The following is a 20,154-nucleotide window of genomic DNA, read 5'->3' as shown; positions in this document are numbered from 1 at the left end:
CGAGCCGCCGCTCAGCGCACCACTCAGCCCAGGCGCATATCACTCTTGATCCGAGTCGTTGATACCTCGGGAGTCCGCGGGAGGTAGACGACCTCACACAGCCCCTTGAGCTGGTCGTCGAACTCGCCGTTCCAGTCGTCCCCCATGACGAAGACGTCAATACCGTATTTGGCGATATCCTCGGTCTTCTGCCCCCAGGTCAGCTCGGGCACCACGAGATCGACATACCGGATGGCTTCGAGCATCACCTTGCGCTCCTCGTAGGAGAAGTAGGCCTGCTTGCCCTTTCCGGCATTGAACTCGTCACTGGACAGCGCCACCATCAGGAAGTCCCCCAGCGCTCGCGCACGCTTCAGCAACGCAATATGACCATAGTGGAGCAGGTCATATGTGCCATAGGTAATCACGCGCTTCATGGGGTCACTTCCTGTTGGGACGTTCGAGGTTCGTCCTCAACAACACTCCGGACAAACCACCGTGAGTATTCCCCACCCCGAGAACTAAAATCGAAGATGTCATAGAATCGATGCGATACCGATATTCCGCCGAAATACCCGACGTTCGCCGTCGAATATCACAGAGAGTTCCGCCTCACCTTTCCCTCACTCTCACACTCTCGTCACAATTTTTCTTTCCAGTTCTTTTGAGAGGCGATGTTCATCCGCCCTTCCGGTCGCTTATCAGCTCAGGAAACGAGCGATCCATCCCCGGAGCCACGTGAGGTTGTCCAGGATCGGCGCGGGTTCCACCTCCAGTGGGGAGTAGCGCCCCTCAGCGACGTCGATGTCGCCGAGGAGCCGCTGCAGGTGGGATGCGAGCTCATCGTGGTCGGCGGCGACCGGCAGCCCCGAGCCCAGGGGCCAGTCACCGTACAGGCCCCTTTCGACATCTCGGTAGGAGGCCAGGTCGGGTGCGTAGACCACTGCCGGTTTCCCGGTCAGAGCGAAGTCGAAGAAGATGCTCGAGTAGTCCGAGACCAGGATGTCGGCCGCCAGCATGAGTTCCTCGACACTCGGGTACCCACTGACATCGATTATCCCTGGGACACATCCGGCCCGGTTCATGTGGTGGCTGCGCATGAGGACCACCGCATCGAGGAGCTCAGCCAGACGCGGCCCGTCCAGCGCCCCCACAGGTCCCGGCCCGTGCGCGGCGGCGCAGCCGGCTGCACCTGTCGAGGGCCGCAGGCTCTCGCGCCAGGTCGGGGCGTGGAGAATGACGGGCTGTCCCGGAGCGATACCGAGCTCGTGGCGCACCCGTCGCCGTACTTCAGCGCCTCCGAGCAGCCTCACGTTGCGGGGGTACTCCCCCACCCGAACCGGCCCGCGGTACCCCAGTGCCTGTTGAAGGCGCCGACCGGCCTGCGGGCTCTGGGCCAGCAGCAGGTCCCACTGGGGGACCTGGCGGTCCATGAGTCGCCGGTATCTCAGGGTGACGGCTCTCGGCGCGTCGTGCAACAGCTTCTTGATCGGAGTGCCGTGCCAGGTCTGGAGCAGGTGCTGGCCCTCACGCTTGGAGAACCAGGAGGGGAGGTGGTCGTTGGTGACGATGACACGTGAGGTGCGCAGCGCCTCCACCCACTGCGGGGATCCGACGACGACGGGGCGCGCGCCCGCCGGCACGCGAACCGTCCCGTCGACAACCGACCACCACAGGGGCGCTCCCACGCCGTGGGCCGCCAGGTCCTCGCAGATGGCGGCCGGGTTGTCTCCCGCGCTGCGCCCGCCGAAGGACTCCAGGAACACTCCCGGTCTCAGGGGGCCCGCCTCGCGCTCGATGAGGAGCCGGTGGCCCCGTCGTGAGCGCTCGCCAGGAGTCAGCGGAGGGATGACAGCGACGGCCACGGAGCCGTCCGTGCGGGTGAGGATCCGCGCGCGGCGCGCCGGGCGCCCGGCATCCGCCCCGGTGACATCGCTATCGGGTTCCGCCGCGCAGCTAGTGGGCGCCGCGGCGATGGGGACCTCGGTGGCCGGCCCGTCGATCCCTTCTCCGGCCAGGCAGGCTCCCTCGATCCTGTTGCCGGGCTCGTCCTGCGATGCGGCGCTCCAGCTCAGCGGGTAAATCGCCAGCTCAACGTCGGGATCAGCCAGATCGATGCGCGCCGACCAGCCACCGCCCGGCCCCAGGACGGCCGGCACCGTCATCGCCCGAGCCTCGGCGGTCCTGCCGCCCAGGACGATATCCAGCCCTTCCGGGGCCGGCGTCACCGTTCCGCTCAGCATCAGCGTTGCGTCAGTGTCCAGGCGCGCACAGAGGAGCACGACGTCGATCTCCCCGCCAGGCCGCGACTCACTCCCCCGGCTCCCACTCGGCGCCGGGGCGACCTGGAGCAGCCCCCGCTGACCGCGCGCCTCCAGATGCTGCCCGGTCTCCGGCGGCGCCGGGTGCCTCCTGCTGGAGCCGGCCGGTTGCGGCATCCATGCCCGCACCTCTCGCCCGGCAACGCGCGTCACCACCCGGAACCAGGAGGGGCGGCCCGCTTCGAGCTGCAGACGCACCACGATCCCCGAGGTGAGGTAGGAGCGGCACGGGTCGCCGGCCTCCAGGTCGGCTCGGGGGGCCTCACAGCGGTCCGCCTCGGCGCGGCCTCGAACTCGTCCGGTCTCATCGACCACCTCGACGGTCGGGCGGTCGATCAGGCCTGGGTCGAGCCCCCAGACCCAGGCGCAGCCGCGTACCTCCAGGGTCCTGGGGCCCAGCCAGCGCACCGCGTCGACACCGACGTGCAGTCTTAAGTCGGCGTCCCGGATCTCGGTGAGTCGGCGGGGCACCGGGGTCCCTTCCAGGAGAGCAGCCTCGGGGCGCACGGTGCCCGCCTCGATGGTCAGGGGAAGGTGGCCCAGATCCTCGCAGCGTCTGCCGATCAGCTCCTCGAGCTCCACGGCGCCGGCCGGCTCGTCCTGGATGAGGAGCCACAGCACGAGTCGGTCGAGCAGCCCGACCGCCTCCCACACGAGGTCGTCGGCGTCGGCGAGCGCCCTTCTCGCAATGCGGCGCAGCCTGCCGGAGAAGTCGGGCCCCTCCCGGTGAGCGGCCTCGGCCAGACGAACCAGGTCCCGACTCAGGCGTCCGGCGACCAGGCGCCGACGCACCGCCTCCGGGGCGTCGGCGGCCAGCTGCGCCAAAGCGTCCACCTCCGCCAGGAGGCCGACGGGATCCGTGTCCGCACTGAGGCCACGGGCCGCAGAGCCTGCGCGCCAGGTGTAGACCTCCTCATCCAGGACGTCCATCCGGGTCGCGGCCAGAAGCACCGCGAGGGCCCTGGCGGGCAGTGACACGGCGGGGGCGCGGAGTACTCGAGGCCGTCTCGGCGGTGCCCACAGCCTTCGGCGCGCCATAACCGCGCCGGCCACCAGCTCCTCAACCGCCTCGGGCACCCGAGCCGGCGGCTGCGCGAGACGAGGCGCGCGGGGAGGTCCCGCCCCCGGCCCGGCCCCGGTTGCCGGTGTCAAGGACCGCGAGCGCGCGACGACGACGTCGGAGCCCGACCGCTCCAGGCACTCAATCATCGACTGGCAGGCACCGCCTACAAGTCCGTCCCCACCGTCAACAACGGTGACCAGGCCTCCCCTGGCTCGTTTCAGGGCGGCATCCAGCCAGCCATCCGGGCCGGCGCCCCGGTGATCGTCCCGGTCGCAGGACACGACCCGGACGCGCCGGTCCCTGGCGGACAGGCCGGTGGCCACCTGCTCACCGGAGCTCAGCGCATCGGCCCCCGGACCGACGACGACCAGGACCTCCAGGTCTCTGAAGGTCTGGTTGAGTACGGAGCGGATGGCCCCTTCCAGGTGAGGACCGGCCCCCGCTGCTCGGACGATGACGCTGAGTCGGGGCCGGTGCACGCCGCGCGCAGCCGCACCGATGAGACGTCTCAGACGCCTGCCGCCCATGTCCTTCTACCCGTCAGCCGGGGCTCTCGGGCGCGCCAGAACCCCGTGGCGTCGATGACGCTGCGCCCCTCGAGCAGGTGCGGATCAAGGTCGGCGAACTCCTGGTGGCCAACCAGCACCGCCACGACATCAGCCTGTTCGACGGCCTGCCGCCACCCGGTCAGCCGCACGTTGTCCCACCGCGCCAAGGACGCCGGGAGCTCCTTGGCGTGCGGCTCGGCCACCAGGACCTGGGCATGGGGCGCGGCGGCGGCCACCTGCTCAGTGATCGCAAGCGCCGGCGACTGGCGCAGGTCATCGACATCGGCCTTGAAGGTCAGGCCGAGTACCGCCACGATCGGCGAGGAGAAGGGCTCCATCGCCTCAAGGATGCGCCCGACGTAGTGGGCCGGCCGGGAGTCATTGACCTGGCGGGCCGTGCGGATGAGCCGGGTCTCCTCCGGAGCGCTGGACACCAGGAACCAGGGGTCCACGGCGATGCAGTGGCCGCCCACGCCGGGGCCCGGCTGCAGAATGCTCACCCGCGGATGGCGGTTGGCCAGGTCGACGAGCTCCCAGACATCCACCCCGACCCGCTCGCAGACAAGGGCCAGCTCGTTGGCGAAGGCGATGTTGAGGTCACGGAAGGAGTTCTCCGTCAGTTTGGTCATCTCGGCGGTGGTGGCGTCGGTCAGGACCAGCTCGCCGGCGCAGAAGGTGGCGTACAGGTCCCTGGCCAGGTGCGAGGCCTCGGGGGTCAGGCCGCCGATGACCCGGGAGTTGGTCACCATCTCCGTCATGATGCGCCCGGGCAGCACGCGTTCGGGGCAGTAGGACAGATGCACCTGGGGCCCTGCGCCACTGCCGTCCGTGGACAGGTCCGGGCGCATCGAGCCGATCGCCTCAGCCAGGGCGCGAGTGGTGCCGGGCGGGCAGGTCGACTCCAGGACGATGAGCTCTCCCCCTGTGAGACGAGGGGCGATCTGCCTGGTGGCGGCCTCCACCAGGGACAGATCGGCCGCGTGGTCCGAGCCCGTCGACGGGGTCGGCACCGCGATGATGTAGGTCCGTGCCGAGGGCGTCTCCATCTGGGCGCGCAGGCGGCCGGCCTCGACCTGTTCGGCCAGCACGGTGGCCAGCCCCTCCTCGAGGAAGGGAAGCTCTCCGCGGTTGACGGCCTCGACACGTTCCCGGATCCGGTCCACCCCGACGACGTCGAGCCCGGCGCGGGCCAGGACCGCTGCCGTGGGCAGGCCGATGTACCCCAGCCCGATGACCGCGACGTCGGCTACGTCAGTAGTGTCAGTCATGAGTCTCCATGCATTCGTTCGCGTCCCCGGGGAGCTCCCCGGGGACGCTGCTCCGTGAGCCACGTGTCCGTACCTCTAGTTCACCGTGGCGGGGAGCAGCTCGACGGCGTCGGGGTGCTCGGTGAGGTAGGCGCTCACCCGGTCCTCGGCGAAGGCCTTGAACAAGGGGGTGTCCGCGTCGGCGTCGAGCGTGACGATGGACTGCCCGTCCGTGGAGGTTCCCGTACCGGCGGTCGGCACGGTCATGAACCTGATGTCGTTGCTGTGGAGGTGGCGCGTCTCCAGGGCCAGGGACTGCATCTGGTTGAGCGTGAAGGACTCGTCCACGGCGACTGTCCGCGAGGCGGTCTTGAGGAAGGAGTACAGCGCCGTGGGACTGCTCAGGGTGCCGTTGGTCAGGACCCTGCTCACGATGGAGCGCATCCAGGTCTGCTGGCGCTTGACGCGGTCGAAGTCCCCGTTGGGCAGGGAGGAGCGCTCGCGGGTGTAGGCCAGGGCCTGCTGCCCGTCGAGTACCTGGGCCCCTGCGCCGAGTTCCTTGCCGGCGAGTCTCTGAGGCGTCTTGAGGTTGACTCGCACTCCACCGATCTCGTCGGTCAGGGCGACGAAGGACTCGAAGTTCGCCACCGCGAAGTGGTCGATGTGGATGCCGGTGAGGTTCTCCACGGTGTGGATCGTCAGCGAGGGCCCTCCGTAGGAGTAGGCGGCGTTGATCTTCCCCTGGCCGTGACCGGGGATCTCCACCCATGAGTCACGGGGGATCGACATGACTGAGACCGTCTTCCGGTCTCCGCTGACCTGAACGATCATGATCGCGTCCGTGCGCTGGGCCCCCTCCTTCCACTGGGAGGGGTCGGAGGCGGAGGTGCGCGAGTCGGTCCCCAGGACCAGGATGTTGACAGCCGGTTCCTCGCCCGCGGCCACCTTCTGCTGCGGGGCCCGTGCGGGAATGCCCGCGAAGGGATCGGCGATGAACTCGATGCCGGAGGCGATGGAGTGTCGCACCCACAGGGCCAGGCCTCCTGTGGCCAGGGTCAGAACCAGGAAGATCGCCAGGACACTGAGAAGAGCGATCCTCCATCCTCGTCCGGGACGGCGCAGGGCGCTGCCTGCACCGCGCGCCGAGGTCGTGTCGGCCCCTGACGAGGCGGCTTCAGCATCGCCCTTTTCAATCGGACTGCTTTCGGGTTCTGGTAGGAGGGACTGAGTCATGGGCCAATGGCACCACATATTTCTCGAACGTTTTGCCCGGAATCCCCTTGTTTTAGGAATTCCGGGCAAAAAGCTCATGAAATGAGATACAACTGAGACCGCCGCAATCTCGCTGTCACCATTTCATGTCACATAAACAATATCTTTCTGGACGTTCAGAAGGAATATCGTCGGTGGTTTTATGAACGAGGAGGCACGAGCTGATACATCCACCCGTAGGGATCCTCGGCGCGGCCGGTCTGAATGGCGGTGAGCCGGTCGTGAATCTGCCGGGTGACCTCACTGCCCTCGATGCGGGCGTCGAAGCCCTCGCCCTTGAGATGCCCCAGAGGCACGACGACGGCGGCGGTTCCACAGGCGAAGACCTCACTGACCCGACCCGACTCAATGTCTGCGAGCAGTCCCTGAAGGCTGATGGTCTCCTCCACGACATTCCGCCCGGAGTCGCGCAGTAGGCGGATGATGGCGCTGCGGGTGCCGCCCTCGAGGATCGTCCCGGTCAGGCGCGGTGTGCGCACGGTCCCGTCGGCGTCGACGACCATGAGGTTCATGCCGCCGAGCTCCTCGATGTTCTCCTGCGAGACGTCGTCGAGGAAGCAGACCTGGTCGCAGCCCTGCGCGTAGGCCTCCTGCTGGGGAAGCAGGGAGGAGGCGTAGTTGCCTCCGGTCTTGGCCGCCCCGGTCCCTCCGCGTCCGGCGCGGTGGTACTCGGTGGTCACCCAGATGGAGACGGGCTCCAGGCCGTGAGGGAAGTAGGAGCCGGCGGGAGAGGCGATGACGTAGTAGTCCACCACAGCGGCGGGGCGCACGCCCAGGAAGGCCTCGGAGGCGAAGGCGAAGGGGCGCAGGTAGAGGGACTCGCCCTCACCTGAGGGCACCCAGGCGGCGTCGGCGCGCACCAGGTCCACCAGGGAGGCCACGAAGTCCTCCTCCGCCAGCTCGGGCAGAGCCATGCGCCGGGCGGAGGCGTTGAGGCGCGCCGCGTTGTAGCGGGGGCGGAAGGTCCACACCGATCCGTCCTCGTGCCGGTAGGCCTTGATGCCCTCGAAGACCTCCTGGCCGTAGTGGAGCACAGCGGCGGCCGGGGACAGGCTGAGGCTGCCGTAGGGAATGACGCCGTAGTCGCCCCACCCCTCGCCCTGCCTCCAGCGGGCGTGAGCCATGTGGTCGGTGAAGGCGTTACCGAAGTGGAGGCTCGCCAGGACCGCTTCCCGTTCATCCTCGGCGAGGGGTGAGGGGTTGGCGGTCAGGGGGAATCGACCGGCGAGCGCATCGGCCTGCGGGACGGGGACCTCGGCGGCGCGGGCCAAGGAGGTGGATGCGAAGTCGGTTGAGGTGGCGTCTGTCTCGGGCATAGGTCCACCCTACCGCCGAGGCCACAACTCGGACACGACCTTCCCATATGCTGGCAGGCGGGCGGGCTCAGAGCTAGGTTCCGGCCATGACTTCCGTTCGTCGTCCCTCGGTCAGTACTCGCCGAATGGGTGCACGAGCCCGGTTCGCCCAGACGGCGGTGGCCGGCACAGTCCTCCTGACCGGGGTGAGCGGATGCGCACAGGTGGACCTGGATCAGCTCGCCGGGTCGGTGTCGGGGCCCGCCTCCCCTTCTACGGCGTCGCAGTCCTCGACGGCTCCGTCCCGGATGGTGATGCCCACCGCGCTGCCGACCGCCCAGGCCACGGCGGCAGCCGCGCTCACGGTCGGTTTCCCGGACCTTCCCGGCTACACCGCCTCCACCGCGTCCCCGACCGCCACGAGCGCCCCGCACGGGAGCACCACCCCTACCGGGCCCGCGACGGCGTCAACCCCGGAGGCATCCTGGTCGCGCTCCTACGCCTCGACCTCCTCCGGATGCCAGGTGAGCGCCGAGGTGACCAGCGCAGCGGCGCTGCTCGTCTACGGCGGCGATGACCGCGCCCTGTCCGAGCACTGGTCCGCCTCCTTGGCGGGGACCTACCCGGACTACCGGCAAACCGGTCGAGAGGAGCTCACGGCGACGAACCGCTCGACCCCCTATGCCGGTATCGCCACCGCCTTCAGCACCAGCCTCCGCGGTTCCCGGGTCGCGGGGAGGGCCTTCGTGCGGGTGTGGTCGGCCGACGGCGCAGCCGTGTCAGTGACCCAGGTCTGTCAGCAGGGGGCCTTCGACGAGGCGGCGTGGGACGCCGTCCTTCGCGGCGTCGCCGTGGACGGCCTGTCGGGTCAGTCCCGCTGGCCCACGAAGGTGGTACCCGGGTCTGAGACGCCGGCTGCCTCCGCCACCGGATGAGCCCGTCTCATCACAGCCCCTGAGACTGCTCCCCTCAAGAAGGCGGCCCCTGGGCCGGTTCAGCGGAGTCCTGGGGGCCCGATGGCTCGCTATCGGACGGGGTGCCGACCTGAGCGGGAGACTCGGGCTCCCCCTCCCCCGGCCGGTCTGCCTCTGCGGACTCGCCGTCCCCTCCCCTGCCAGGACCTCCTGGCGGACTCTCCTCCCCGGGCGCAGCCACCTGGTTCTGGCCGACTGAGGAGCGCCGGGCCGAGACCGCGGACTCGGCCCCAGCCACGGCGTGACGGAGGTTCGTGAGCGCCGTCGTGATCGCCTCGACGTCCTCGCCCTGCATCGCCTGGTCGAGCGCCGACCTCGCGACCTCAAGGCCGGTGGACTCGGCCTGGCTCAGGTCGCTCGCCACTGCTCCGACCCTGGTGGCCAGCGTCGCGGCCTCCGCGGCGGCATCGCTCCGGACCCGGGAGAGCGACAGGGCCTCCGTGATGGCGGAGCGTTGATCCGCTGCCACCACCGCGGTCGCTTGGAAGGCCCGTCCCCGCGATCGGGTGGCGTGCGAGTCCGCCTCAGCCAGGAAGGCGGACATCTCGGAGTCGGTCAGTGGGGCGTCGGTCAGGACGTCGCAACCGCACAGGCCGGTGAGGCCGGCGAGCAGGAGGCAGGCGGCTGTCCGACGTCGGGGACCGAGTAGCGACATACTCGGAATGTAACGGCCCGCTCGCGTACTGCGATCACGCTGCGGACACGAAGAGGGCCGCAGGGTCTCAAAGCGATGACGTATCGGCCCCGGCCGTCACCGCCTCGGCGATGGCGTCACCGATCTGGCTGGTGGAGCGCTGGGCGCCGCCGCGCCGAGTGGCCATGTCCGCAGTGACTCCGGCCTCGACCTTCGCCGCGACCTCAGGCAGCCCGAGGTGGTCGAGCATGAGGGCCACCGCGCTGATCGTGGCGGTCGGGTCCGCCTTGCCCTGACCGGCGATGTCCGGGGCCGAGCCGTGGACGGGCTCGAACATGGAGGGGAAGGCCCTCTCGGGATTGATGTTGCCCGAGGCCGACAGTCCGATGCCGCCGGTCACAGCGCCGGCCTCGTCGGTGAGGATGTCGCCGAAGAGGTTGTCGGTGACGATGACGTCGAAGCGGCCGGGGTCGGTCACCATGTAGATGGTGGCGGCGTCCACGTGGCAGTAGTCGACGGTGACCTCGGGGTACTCGGTGCCGACGGCCTCCACGGTGCGCCGCCACAGGTCGCCGGCGTGGACGAGCACGTTGTGCTTGTGGACGAGGGTGAGGTGCTTGGCCGCCCTGGCCTGGGCCTTGGCGAAGGCGTAGCGGACCAGGCGCTCCACCCCGTAGGCCGTGTTGACGCTGACCTCGGTGGCGATCTCGTGAGCTGTGCCCTGGCGCACGACGCCGCCGTTACCGCAGTAGAGGCCCTCAGTGCCCTCGCGCACCACGACGAAGTCGATGTCGCCGGGATCGGCCAACGGCGTCGGCACGCCCGGGTAGTACACCGAGGGACGCAGGTTGACGTAGTGGTCCAGGGCGAAGCGCAGACGCAGGAGCAGACCGCGCTCGAGCACGCCGGAGGGGACGGAGGGATCGCCGACAGCTCCCAGCAGAATGGCGTCATGGGTCTTGATGGCCTCGAGATCCTCGTCGGTGAGGGTCTGGCCGGTGCGGTGCCAGCGCTCGGCCCCCAGGTCGAAGGTGGTGGGACGGACCGTGACCCCGGTTCCCTCCAGCGCTCGCTCGAGGACCTTGAGCCCTTCGGGGACGACCTCCTTACCGATGCCGTCACCCGGGATTACTGCCAGCTTGATGGTCTGCGTCATGGGGCCACCTTAGGGCAGGATCAGGATGCGAGACAAAGAGTCCGCATGACGGAAGTGCACACTCGCATCTCGACCGTCGGTCGGTTAGTCTGTTTCCGACACACCAAGGAGGAGCCATGCCGCGCATCCACCGCCCCACCGCGCAACGTCGCGAGGAGATTCTCGACGCCGCCCACACCCTGTTCACCACCAAGGGCTTTCAACCCACGACCATGGAGGACATCCTGAGGATCGTGGGCATCGCCAAGGGGACGCTCTACTACCACTTCCCCAGCAAGGAGCAGATCCTCAAGGCCCTGGTCCTGCGCATCGTCCACCAGGTGGAGCAGCAGGCCCACGAGATCGCCGCTTCATCGGCCCCGGCGGCCGACAAGCTCGCAACGATCATGAGCACGATGAGACTGGTGGACACCGAGACCGAGCTCGTCGACCAGTTCCACGCGCCGGGCAACGCGGAGTTCCACCTGCTGTCCATCACGGCGATGATCGAGCACCTCACCCCAGTCCTGGCCGAGGTCATCACCCAGGGGGTGGCCGAGGGGACCTTCAGCACCGAGCGCCCCCATGACGTCATCGAGCTGCTGTTGAGCGCCTCGGGCATCCTCCTGGACCAGGACATCATGAAGTCCAGCCCCGCAGAACTCACCCGCCGCCAGGAGACTCTCATCTGGGCCAGTGAGACCCTCCTGGGTGCCGAGCCCGGCAGCCTCGGCCTCCTGACGAAGGCGGAGCCATGAAGTACGTCGGGCTGCTGGTCCTGGGCTCCTTCATCAACTCGCTGGGAACGGGTCTGAGCGCCTTCGGCCTGGCCGTCGTCATACTGCGCGCCTACGGGACGGCCTCCTCGGTGGCAGCCGTCCAGATGAGCGCCTTCGCCCCCATTGTTCTTCTGGCACCCCTGGCCGGGGTCCTCGCAGACCGCTACGACCGCCGCCTGATGATGATGATCGGTGACGCCGGCTCGATTCTCGGGCTGGGCGTCATCCTGGCGGCCCTGTCCTCGCCCCGGCCCTCCTTAGGCTGGATCTGCGCAGGAGCCGTCATCTCCTCCTGCCTGGCGGCCCTGACCGAGCCGGCGCTGCGGGCCAGCGTCACCGACCTGGTGACCGAGGAGGACTACGTGCGCTCCTCCGGTCTGCTCCAGCTCGCCTCTGCCGCCAAGTACCTGCTGGCACCGGCCGCGGCAGGGTTCCTCATGCCTCTTGTCGGCCCCCGGGGTCTCGTCCTGCTGGACGCCAGCACCTGCCTGGTCACGGTGGCATGCACCACGACAGTGCGCCAGGCTCTGGCAGCCGGCGCCTCGCAACGCGCAGCGTCCCAGCCCGGTGACGACCGCGACGTCATGGCGGGCTGGAGGACCATCACCGCCTCCCCCGGTCTGCGCGCCCTCGTGGTCCTCATGACGCTGGCGACCCTCGCCATCGGAGTCATCCAGGTTCTTATCAAGCCGATTCTCCTGCCCACCGTGAGCACCGCCGAGATGGGGGTGGTCGAGACGGTGGCCGCCACCGGCATGCTCGTGGGCGCAGCCCTGGTCACGGCTTGGAAGAGCGCCCAGCCCACGACGCTGCTTGCCGCAGGGCTGGCCGGAACCGGCGCCGCCATGGCGCTGGTCCCGCTGGGGCCGGGCGCCTGGTGGGTGGCCGCCTGCGGCTTCCTCACCTTCGCCTGCCTGCCCCTGTCCCAGGCGGGTGCGGAGGTCCTGGTGCGCACGCAGGTCGACAACACTCGGCAGGCACGCACCTGGGGCACGATCAGCCTGGTCACCCAGACGGGTTACCTGGTGGCCTACCTGTGCTCCGGAGTCCTGGTGGATCATGTGCTCCAGCCCCTGCTGGAGCCCGGACGGTCGCTGTCCACCAGCGTGGGAGCCGTCGTCGGCATCGGCCCGGGACGCGGCGCCGCCCTGCTCGTGGGCATCATGGGCGCGGTCATGGCCCTGGTGGCTCTCACCGTTCGCCTCAAGCGACGCCGGCTCGCCTCACCCCAGTAGTGCCGTCGCGCGACGTGGGCGGCGCCCCGATGACGTCAGGTCATCGGGGCACCGCCCGTTGTCAACGGATCACAAGTCCTCAGCGGGCCACGGAGCCCTCGGTGTAGTCCTTGTCGACTTCGGCGCGCCAGGCGAACATGGAACGCACCTCGCGGCCGGTGGCCTCGATGGGGTGCGCCTCACCCTCGGCCCGGAGCTTCTTGAACTCCGGAGCGCCGGCGGCCTGGTCGTCCATGAAGCGCTTGGCGAAGGTGCCGTCCTGGATGTCGGACAGGACCTCCTTCATGTGCTCCTTGACCTCGGGGGTGATGACGCGCGGGCCGGAGACGTAGTCGCCGTACTCAGCGGTGTCGGAGCAGGACCAGCGCTGCTTGGAGATACCGCCCTCGTTGATGAGGTCCACGATGAGCTTCATCTCGTGGCAGACCTCGAAGTAGGCCATCTCGGGCTGGTAGCCGGCCTCGACCAGGGTCTCGAAGCCGTACTGGATGAGCTTGGAGACGCCGCCGCACAGGACCGACTGCTCACCGAAGAGGTCGGTCTCGGTCTCCTCGCGGAAGGTGGTCTTGATGGCGCCGGCGCGGGTACCGCCGATGGCCTTGGCGTAGGACAGGACGAGGTCCCAGGCGGTGCCGGAGGCGTCCTGCTCCACGCAGACGAGCACGGGCACGCCTCGGCCGGACTCGAACTCGCGGCGCACGGTGTGGCCGGGCCCCTTGGGGGCCACCATGACGACGTCAATGTCCGCGGCCGGCTTGATGTAGCCGAAATGGATGTTGAAGCCGTGGGAGAACAGGAGGGCGGAGCCGGCCTTGATGTTCGGCTCGATCTCCTCGCGGTAGAGGGTGGCCTGCACCTGGTCGGGGGCCAGGACGGTGACGACGTCGGCCCAGGCCACGGCCTCGGCGATCGGCTTGACGGGCAGGCCCGCCTCCTCAGCCTTAGCCACAGAGGCCGAGCCCTCGCGCAGGCCGACAACGACCTCCACGCCGGAGTCGCGCAGGTTCAGAGCGTGAGCGTGCCCCTGGGAACCGTAGCCGATGACGGCGACCTTCTTGGACTGGATGACGGACAGGTCGGCGTCGTCGTCGTAGAACTTCTCAGCTGCCATGATTGCTTCTCACTTCTCCTTGAGTTGATCGGTGATGGATCGTGGGCCGCGCGTGATCGCCACGGCACCGGACTGGACAATCTCTTTGACACCGTACGGCTGGAGAGCCGTCAGTAGAGCCTTGACCTTGGATTCTGAGCCGATGGTCTCAATGACCACCGACGTGGGGGCGACGTCCACGACGTGGGCGCGGAACAGGTCGACGACCTGGAGCACCGCCGTGCGGTTGGCGTCATCGGCGTGCACCTTGATGAGGTAGAGCTCGCGCTCGACCGAGGTGTCGGGGTCGAGCTCGACGATCTTGAGGACGTTGACCAGCTTGTTGAGCTGCTTGGTGACCTGCTCCATGGCCAGTCCCTCGGCGTCGGCGATCACCGTGATGCGCGAGATGTCCTCGTGCTCGGTGGGCCCCACGGCCAGGGAGTGGATGTTGAAGCCCCGACGCGTGAACAGCGCCGAGACCCGGGTCAGGACGCCGGGCTTGTTCTCCACCAGGACGGACAGCGTGTGCTTCTCGCTCACGGCGCTCACTCCTCTTCCCACACCGGGCTCATGCCGCGGGCGTGCTGGATCTCGTCGTTGGACACCCCGGCCGCGACCATGGGCCACACCTGGGCGTCCGCGGAGACGATGAAGTCGACGACGACGGGGCGGTCGTTGATGGCATTGGCCTGGGCGATGACGTCGTCCAGGTCCTCCAGGCGCTCACACCGCAGCCCAACGGCCCCGTAGGCCTCGGCCATCTTGACGAAGTCGGGAATCCGCTTCGTTCCGGCCCCGGTATGCAGGTCGGTGTTGGAGTAGCGCTGCCCGTAGAACAGCGTCTGCCACTGCCGCACCATCCCCAGGGAGGAGTTGTTGATGATGGCGACCTTGATGGGGATGTTGTTGAGGGTGCAGGTGGCCAGCTCCTGGTTGGTCATCTGGAAGCATCCGTCCCCGTCGATGAGCCACACTGGCCGGTCGGGGCAGGCCTCCTTGGCACCCATGGCGGCGGGCAGGCCGTAGCCCATGGTGCCGGCGCCGGCCGAGTTGAGCCAGGTGTGCGGACGGCGGAAGGTGAGGTAGTGCGCCGCCCACATCTGGTGCTGTCCCACGCCTGTGACCCAGATGGTGTCCTCGGAGGCCGCCCGATCAAGATGGGTGATGACCTCCTGGGGCTGGAGCAGTCCGTCGTCGGTGTCGGTCCAGCCCGTGGGGTAGGTGGCCTGGATGCGCTCGATCTCACGGCGCCACGGGGCGATGTCCACCCGCCCCTCAGCGGCGACGTGGTCGCGGAACTCAGCGCTCAGCGCGGGAACGACGTCGGCCAGGTCCCCGACGATCGGGACGTCGGCGGTGCGAATCTTGGAGATCTCGGCGGGGTCGACGTCGACGTGGATCACCGAGGCCTTGGTGGCGAAGGTGTCCGGCTTGCCGGTGACCCGGTCATCGAAGCGGGCTCCCAGACAGACGACGACGTCGGCCCGCTGCAGCGCCCCGACGGCGGCCACCGTACCGTGCATTCCGGGCATCCCCAGGTTGAGCGGGTGCTCACTGGGCATGACGTCCAGGGCGGTCAGAGTGGTGACGAAGGGCGCTCCGATGAGCTCGATGAGCTCGGTGAGGTCCTCAGTGGGAACCTGCGCCCGGTTCAGGCCACCGCCCAGATAGAGGACGGGTCGCTCGGCCGCGGAGATCACCTCGGCGGCCTGAGCCAGGCGCCGCTGGTTGGGCTTACCCGGCAGGCGGTAGCCGGGCAGGTCCCGGGCCGGGGGCCACACGAACTCGGTGAGCCCCTCCTGGGCATCCTTGGAGATGTCGATGAGGACCGGACCGGGGCGTCCAGTGGAGGCGATGTGGAAGGCCTCAGCCACACACGGGACGATGTCCTCGGCACGGGTGATGAGGAAGGAGTGCTTGACGAAGGGCATCGTGGCCCCGACGATGTCGGCCTCCTGGAAGGCGTCCGTCCCGATTCCGCGGCTTCCGACCTGCCCGGTGATGGCCAGCATGGGAACGGAGTCCATGTGGGCGTCACCGATGGGTGTGATGAGGTTGGTGGCTCCGGGGCCGGAGGTGGCAACGCACACCCCGGGGCGGCCAGTGACCATGGCGTATCCCTCGGCGGCATGACCAGCGCCCTGCTCGTGGCGCACCAGGACGTGGCGGATCTTCGTCGAGGCGAGCAGGGGGTCATAGAAGGGCAGGATGGCGCCGCCCGGCATCCCGAAGATGTCTGTGACGCCTAGCTCCTCCAGCGCGCGCACCAGAGCCTGGGCGCCTGTCATGACCTGCTGGTCCTGACGTGCGGGAGCGTCTTCGCGTGTCATCGCTCGCTCTCCTTCTCCGTGCCTACTGTCCGGCGACCTGCCGGGTAATGAACGTTAGATCAGTCTCCGCACAGAGTCATAATGAGACGGCGGCGATCTCACATCGTGGAATCACGGACCCGGTGGCAGGTCGGTGGCATGGAGGATCCCCACGCACGAGGCGCGATCCGCTCCCCCGGTGAATCACGGACCTTGGTAGGTCATCATCGCCTGCGGAGATGACACAATGTTGCTGTTACTCCTGACAAAACATCCGCTGCGTCACTTTCAGCAGCGATTCGGAAGGCGGAACTAGCGACGTGGCTACGGTCCTGGACTACCTGTTGGACAACCCGGTTGTCATCGTCCTGCTCATGGTTGGCTCCGGAATGCTGCTCTGGCGAGCCAGGCGCGGGAGCATACGCGTCCCGGCAGCGGCCCTCCTGATCGGCAGTACCGCCCTGCTGATCTGGAAGGTGGCGCACGCCAATATCCTGTACCACTTGTCCAAGAACGCGGTTCTCGTCCTGTTCCTCTTGGTCGGCGGCGGGATGCTGCTCGGACACATCAAGATCAAGGGAGTCAGCCTCGGGGCAGCAGCGGTATTGTTCTGCGGCATCGCGTTGGCGGCCTGGGGAGCGTCCGCCTCCACCCCCATTGAGGTTCACAAGGACCTGGGAGCACTGGGGCTGGCGATCTTCACCTTCGCCATCGGAATCCAGTCCGGACCGAACTTCTTCCACGTCATCCGAACCGCCGGCGGGCCGCTGGCGATCCTCCTGGGCATTCTGGGCGTGGCGGCCCTGGCAGCCGTGGGCGTGGGACGTCTCCTCGGGCTCAAGGCCGCGATGATCGCGGGAGCCTTCGCCGGCGCCGTCACGAACACACCCGCCCTGGCCGCAGCCGGCAACGCCGCCGCCATGGCCGGAGACAAGGCCGGACCGGGTGACGCCACCGTCGCCTATGCCGTCACCTACCTCTACGGCGTCATCGGCATGCTGTTCTTCTGCTTGCTGTCGCTGCGCTACCGGCGCAGCGACAAGGACACTCCCTCCCCTCTCATCAACCGCACCATCCGGGTGGAACGCGAGGACGGCCCGCTCCTGGGCAACATCGTCGAGACCATCTCGGGACAGCTGCGGTTCTCTCGTCTACGTCGGGGCGAGAAGGGTCCGATCACCCGGCCGAAGAATGACGACCGGCTGTACAAGGACGACCTCATCACCGTCGTCGGCACCCAGGACGCCGTCAACCAGGCGATCAAGGCGGTGGGCCACGGCTCCTCGCACTCACTCATCGAGGACCGTAAGTACCTCGACTTCCGCAGGATCACGGTCTCGGACCCGAAGCTGGCCGGCCGAACCATCGGTGAGCTGGATATCGACAGCCGTTTCGGGGCAACGATCTCGCGGGTACGCCGCGGCGACGTCGACATGGTGGGCACCCCGGATCTGGTGCTTCAGCAGGGAGACCGGGTGCGCGTCGTCGGCCCGACCGGACGCATGAAGGAGATCTCCACATACTTCGGCGACTCCTCGCGGGGGCTGTCCTCCATCAACCCGGTGGCGCTGGGCCTGGGGATGGCACTGGGCATCTTCATCGGTGAGTGGAAGTTCCTCACGCCTACCGGAGCGACTTTCTCCATCGGATCGGCTGCCGGGACGCTCCTGGTCGGCCTCATCTTCGGGCGCATCGGCCGTATCGGGAAGTTCGTGACCGCCATGCCCTTCACTGCCACGGCGGTGCTCTCGGAGTTCGGGCTCCTGGTCTTCCTGGCCCAGGCGGGCACCAAGGCCGGCGGGGAGATCGCGCACGCCTTCACCGGTGGTGACTGGTGGAGGATCTTCGTCACCGGTTTCGTCGTCACCACCATCGTCGGACTGGGGGTCTACGCCTCCATGCGCTGGATCGTCAAGATGGGTGGCACTCGCCTGTCAGGCCTCATCGGTGGCGCCCAGACCCAGCCGGCGATTCTGGCCTTCGCCAACGAGCGCACCGGCGCCGACCCGCGGGTGGCGCTGGGGTACGCGATGGTCTACCCCGTGGCGATGATCGTCAAGATCTTCATTGCGCAGGTCCTCGGCGGGCTGTGACCCGCGCACCGCAGGCTCGCCGGTCTCGCATCATCGATGGTGGCCCGTCGCTGCATGTCAGCGGCGGGCCACCATCGTTCGTCTCAGGCGAGCACAGGCCGAGGGTCAGTCCTCCAGCGGCTACTCCACCGCCTCAACGTGTGTGCGAGGCAGCGTGATGTGCCCGGAGGTGGCGACGTCGTGACGCCAGTTGTGGTCGGTGATGATGCGCGCCAGGGCAAGCCCCACACCGATGGCGGTGATGACGAAGAAGACCTCAGCCAGGTTCGTGGCCGCCTCGCCGACGTCGACGCCGAGCTTGTCCACGGAGAGCGTGTTGAGCGCGGAGATGGCTCGGTAGAAGGGGACTCCGGGGATCATGATGACGACGGCGGGAACGGACAGAGCCACCCGGGACAGGGAGGCGCGGGAGACGAAGAGCTGGGCGAGCAGGCCGATCGTGACCGCGGCCAGGCCCACTGCGAGCTGCCATGGCACGTGGAAGACGTCAATGAGAAGCAGTCTGCCGGTATTAGCCAGAGCCCCGACCACTGCAGCCAGCATGCTGGCCTTCACGCCTGCGTTGAACAGCATGGCGAATCCGTAGGCGGCGATGAAGGAGCAGAAGCAGCGCAGAACGTAGAGGAGAGGACCGTCGAGCGTGCTGCCGCTGGCCGCGGCAACATCCCAGCGGAAGATGAAGGTCACGGTCCACACGGCGACGCCGGCCGCAGCCATGACCATGAGCACGTAGGCGCTGCGTGACAGGGCCGAGGAGAAGTCCTGTCGGAACAGGTCGAGCATGGCGGTGACCATGGGGAAACCAGGAATGAGGAAGAGGATCGCCGAGATGATGCCGCCCTGGTGGTTTCCCGCCACCGCGCCAGTAGCGTTCAGGGCTGTCACGATGCCCATGTAGGTGCCGGAGGCCGCAACTCCGCAGACGAGCCAGGTGAAGAAGTGCTGATAGTGGCGCTCCAGCATCTGCCGGCGAACGAACTGTCCGAGGAAGGCCGCGACGAGGACCGTCAGGCACTCCACCCAACCGCCCTTGTTGAGGAAGCAGAATCCGGCACAGGCCACGCCCGAGGCTGCCGCGTTGGTGAAGGCGTTGTAGCGCGCATGCATCTTCTCGACCTGCTCGAGCTTGGCCTCGAGGTGCTCGACGGTCTCATGTGCTCGCAGGTCGTGGACGATGCGGCGCAGAGCCTCTAAGCGACCGACGTTGACGCCGACCCGACGCACTTCGCAGGCCTCGGTACGGAAACGGTTGCCGACGTAGGAGGAGGTGACGATCTCGGTCATCGTCACGGTCGCCTCGTGGCGGTCGAGCCCAACAGCGGAAGCGGCTCTGGCCATGGAGGACTTGATGCGGTAGGAGCCGGCACCGGCGGCGAGCATGAGCCGTCCCAGGTGCAGCACGACGTCGGACTGTTGCATAAGCCTATCGGCATCGAGACTCGGTTCGTGGCCGTTGTCCGATGGAGTGGCAGGGAGGTCGCTATGAGTCACAGAGACAATGGTGCACCGTTTCGTATCCCGCTGTCAGTTCGGTCCGGGTATCTCTCGGTTTCAGATACTGGAGTGTGAGGTGTTGTGGGGTGGTGTTGAGCGCCCTATGAGTAAAAACCGAACTGGCCCGGAGCCGCTCGTGGCGGTTCCGGGCCAGCTGTGTGGTGTGTGCTCGGTGGTGTCCTACTCTCCCGCACCCTGGCGGGTGCAGTACCATCGGCGCTGTCAGGCTTAGCTTCCGGGTTCGGGATGGGGCCGGGCGTTTCCCTGTCGCTGTGACCACCGAGACGACTACATGGACAGTGCGTGATGACCGTTCGTCTCTGGTGCGGTTATTCGGTTATCCGTGTGGCCGCCTACCCCCACACACATGCGTGTGTGGTTGGTGGTTGGGTTGGGTGTGGACCGTATAGTGGACGCTTCGCTTTACTGTGGTTGCTCACCCCCGCTTTCCCACGCACACTAAGTGTGTGTGGTGTGTGGGGGTGTTGTTGTTTGTGTTGGCCTATTAGTACCAGTCAGCTCACAGACCGTTGCCGGTCTTCCACTTCTGGCCTATCAACCCAGTAGTCTGCTGGGGGCCTACCAAAAAGGACAGGTCCTTCTTGTGGAGACCTTATCTTGAAGATGGTTTCCCGCTTAGATGCTTTCAGCGGTTACCCTTCCCGAACGTAGCCAACCAGCCG

Annotated in this window: 15 protein-coding genes and 2 rRNA genes; 4 read left to right on the top strand and 13 right to left on the bottom strand. The window is 67.7% G+C overall.

The features are described 5' to 3' along the window. Positions 1–23 precede the first annotated feature (23 nt). The 5 genes from tagD to AB7V09_RS11545 all read right to left on the bottom strand — a co-directional run bounded on the left by tagD (position 24) and on the right by AB7V09_RS11545 (position 7,746). The gene (gene tagD / locus AB7V09_RS11565) at positions 24–416 is read right to left on the bottom strand and encodes a glycerol-3-phosphate cytidylyltransferase (RefSeq protein WP_075255204.1); all 393 of its coding nucleotides are present in this window, start codon (positions 414–416) and stop codon (positions 24–26) included. A 264-nt stretch (positions 417–680) separates the two neighbouring features. Next, a complete protein-coding gene (locus AB7V09_RS11560; RefSeq protein ID WP_419143850.1) occupies positions 681–3,890 on the bottom strand; it encodes a bifunctional glycosyltransferase/CDP-glycerol:glycerophosphate glycerophosphotransferase in 3,210 nt (1,069 codons plus the stop codon). Continuing rightward, positions 3,872–5,179 carry a UDP-N-acetyl-D-mannosamine dehydrogenase gene (wecC, locus tag AB7V09_RS11555; protein WP_419143849.1) on the bottom strand — a complete coding sequence of 436 codons (1,308 nt, stop codon included), beginning with the start codon at positions 5,177–5,179 and terminating at the stop codon, positions 3,872–3,874. The genes AB7V09_RS11560 and wecC overlap by 19 nt, the downstream gene beginning before the upstream one ends. Before the next feature lie 75 nt (positions 5,180–5,254). Then, entirely contained in the window at positions 5,255–6,391 is a 1,137-nt protein-coding gene (locus AB7V09_RS11550; RefSeq protein ID WP_419143848.1) for an LCP family protein, read from the bottom strand. 179 nt (positions 6,392–6,570) lie between these two features. After that, a complete protein-coding gene (locus tag AB7V09_RS11545) occupies positions 6,571–7,746 on the bottom strand; it encodes a branched-chain amino acid aminotransferase (protein ID WP_419143847.1) in 1,176 nt (391 codons plus the stop codon). Between the two features lie 86 nt (positions 7,747–7,832). On the opposite strand from AB7V09_RS11545, the gene AB7V09_RS11540 reads away from it, so the two are divergent. Continuing rightward, a complete protein-coding gene (locus AB7V09_RS11540) occupies positions 7,833–8,660 on the top strand; it encodes a gametogenetin (RefSeq protein WP_419143845.1) in 828 nt (275 codons plus the stop codon). 34 nt (positions 8,661–8,694) lie between these two features. Here AB7V09_RS11540 and AB7V09_RS11535 read toward each other — a convergent pair whose 3' ends face one another. Further along, on the bottom strand, positions 8,695–9,354 hold the full coding sequence (locus tag AB7V09_RS11535; protein WP_419143844.1) for a hypothetical protein: 660 nt from the start codon (positions 9,352–9,354) through the stop codon (positions 8,695–8,697). A gap of 67 nt (positions 9,355–9,421) precedes the next feature. Further along, positions 9,422–10,489 (bottom strand): 3-isopropylmalate dehydrogenase, encoded by a 1,068-nt coding sequence (locus tag AB7V09_RS11530; protein ID WP_009405925.1) that lies wholly within the window; start codon positions 10,487–10,489, stop codon positions 9,422–9,424. 116 nt (positions 10,490–10,605) lie between these two features. Between AB7V09_RS11530 and AB7V09_RS11525 the strand changes: the two genes are divergently transcribed. Further along, complete coding sequence (locus AB7V09_RS11525) at positions 10,606–11,226, top strand: TetR/AcrR family transcriptional regulator (protein ID WP_419143843.1); 621 nt, start codon at positions 10,606–10,608, stop codon at positions 11,224–11,226. Then, a complete protein-coding gene (locus AB7V09_RS11520) occupies positions 11,223–12,482 on the top strand; it encodes an MFS transporter (protein ID WP_419143842.1) in 1,260 nt (419 codons plus the stop codon). Before AB7V09_RS11525 ends, AB7V09_RS11520 begins: the two co-directional genes overlap by 4 nt. Before the next feature lie 79 nt (positions 12,483–12,561). On the opposite strand, the gene ilvC is transcribed toward AB7V09_RS11520, so the two are convergent. From ilvC to AB7V09_RS11505, 3 genes are read right to left on the bottom strand one after another with little or no spacing between them, the layout of a single operon-like run. Then, positions 12,562–13,593, bottom strand: coding sequence for a ketol-acid reductoisomerase (gene ilvC, locus AB7V09_RS11515; RefSeq protein ID WP_419143841.1), 1,032 nt, complete (start codon positions 13,591–13,593; stop codon positions 12,562–12,564). Between the two features lie 9 nt (positions 13,594–13,602). Further along, on the bottom strand, positions 13,603–14,115 hold the full coding sequence (gene ilvN / locus AB7V09_RS11510; protein ID WP_003784785.1) for an acetolactate synthase small subunit: 513 nt from the start codon (positions 14,113–14,115) through the stop codon (positions 13,603–13,605). 5 nt (positions 14,116–14,120) lie between these two features. Beyond that, a complete protein-coding gene (locus AB7V09_RS11505; RefSeq protein WP_070509802.1) occupies positions 14,121–15,905 on the bottom strand; it encodes an acetolactate synthase large subunit in 1,785 nt (594 codons plus the stop codon). Positions 15,906–16,204: 299 nt separating this feature from the next. Between AB7V09_RS11505 and AB7V09_RS11500 the strand changes: the two genes are divergently transcribed. After that, entirely contained in the window at positions 16,205–17,977 is a 1,773-nt protein-coding gene (locus AB7V09_RS11500) for an aspartate:alanine exchanger family transporter (RefSeq protein ID WP_419143840.1), read from the top strand. Positions 17,978–18,097: 120 nt separating this feature from the next. On the opposite strand, the gene AB7V09_RS11495 is transcribed toward AB7V09_RS11500, so the two are convergent. From AB7V09_RS11495 to AB7V09_RS11485, 3 genes are all read right to left on the bottom strand, one after another. Then, positions 18,098–19,396 (bottom strand): threonine/serine ThrE exporter family protein, encoded by a 1,299-nt coding sequence (locus AB7V09_RS11495; protein WP_279014085.1) that lies wholly within the window; start codon positions 19,394–19,396, stop codon positions 18,098–18,100. Positions 19,397–19,638: 242 nt separating this feature from the next. Then, positions 19,639–19,755, bottom strand: a 5S ribosomal RNA gene (gene rrf, locus AB7V09_RS11490). 200 nt (positions 19,756–19,955) lie between these two features. Beyond that, positions 19,956–20,154 (bottom strand): 23S ribosomal RNA (locus AB7V09_RS11485); the annotation flags it as partial.

The sequence above is a fragment of the Actinomyces sp. SKVG-SVH-4(1) genome (assembly GCF_048514265.1).
GTDB lineage: Bacteria > Actinomycetota > Actinomycetes > Actinomycetales > Actinomycetaceae > Actinomyces > Actinomyces oris.
This window is presented reverse-complemented; position numbering and strand designations above follow the sequence as displayed.

What these genes read in the sequence shown, in the direction of transcription:
- tagD (WP_075255204.1), bottom strand. Translation starts at nt 416, where the DNA reads ATGAAGCGCGTGATTACCTATGGCACATATGACCTGCTCCACTATGGT.
- AB7V09_RS11560 (WP_419143850.1), bottom strand. Translation starts at nt 3,890, where the DNA reads ATGGGCGGCAGGCGTCTGAGACGTCTCATCGGTGCGGCTGCGCGCGGC.
- wecC (WP_419143849.1), bottom strand. Translation starts at nt 5,179, where the DNA reads ATGACTGACACTACTGACGTAGCCGACGTCGCGGTCATCGGGCTGGGG.
- AB7V09_RS11550 (WP_419143848.1), bottom strand. Translation starts at nt 6,391, where the DNA reads ATGACTCAGTCCCTCCTACCAGAACCCGAAAGCAGTCCGATTGAAAAG.
- AB7V09_RS11545 (WP_419143847.1), bottom strand. Translation starts at nt 7,746, where the DNA reads ATGCCCGAGACAGACGCCACCTCAACCGACTTCGCATCCACCTCCTTG.
- AB7V09_RS11540 (WP_419143845.1), top strand. Translation starts at nt 7,833, where the DNA reads ATGACTTCCGTTCGTCGTCCCTCGGTCAGTACTCGCCGAATGGGTGCA.
- AB7V09_RS11535 (WP_419143844.1), bottom strand. Translation starts at nt 9,354, where the DNA reads ATGTCGCTACTCGGTCCCCGACGTCGGACAGCCGCCTGCCTCCTGCTC.
- AB7V09_RS11530 (WP_009405925.1), bottom strand. Translation starts at nt 10,489, where the DNA reads ATGACGCAGACCATCAAGCTGGCAGTAATCCCGGGTGACGGCATCGGT.
- AB7V09_RS11525 (WP_419143843.1), top strand. Translation starts at nt 10,606, where the DNA reads ATGCCGCGCATCCACCGCCCCACCGCGCAACGTCGCGAGGAGATTCTC.
- AB7V09_RS11520 (WP_419143842.1), top strand. Translation starts at nt 11,223, where the DNA reads ATGAAGTACGTCGGGCTGCTGGTCCTGGGCTCCTTCATCAACTCGCTG.
- ilvC (WP_419143841.1), bottom strand. Translation starts at nt 13,593, where the DNA reads ATGGCAGCTGAGAAGTTCTACGACGACGACGCCGACCTGTCCGTCATC.
- AB7V09_RS11505 (WP_070509802.1), bottom strand. Translation starts at nt 15,905, where the DNA reads ATGACACGCGAAGACGCTCCCGCACGTCAGGACCAGCAGGTCATGACA.
- AB7V09_RS11495 (WP_279014085.1), bottom strand. Translation starts at nt 19,396, where the DNA reads ATGCAACAGTCCGACGTCGTGCTGCACCTGGGACGGCTCATGCTCGCC.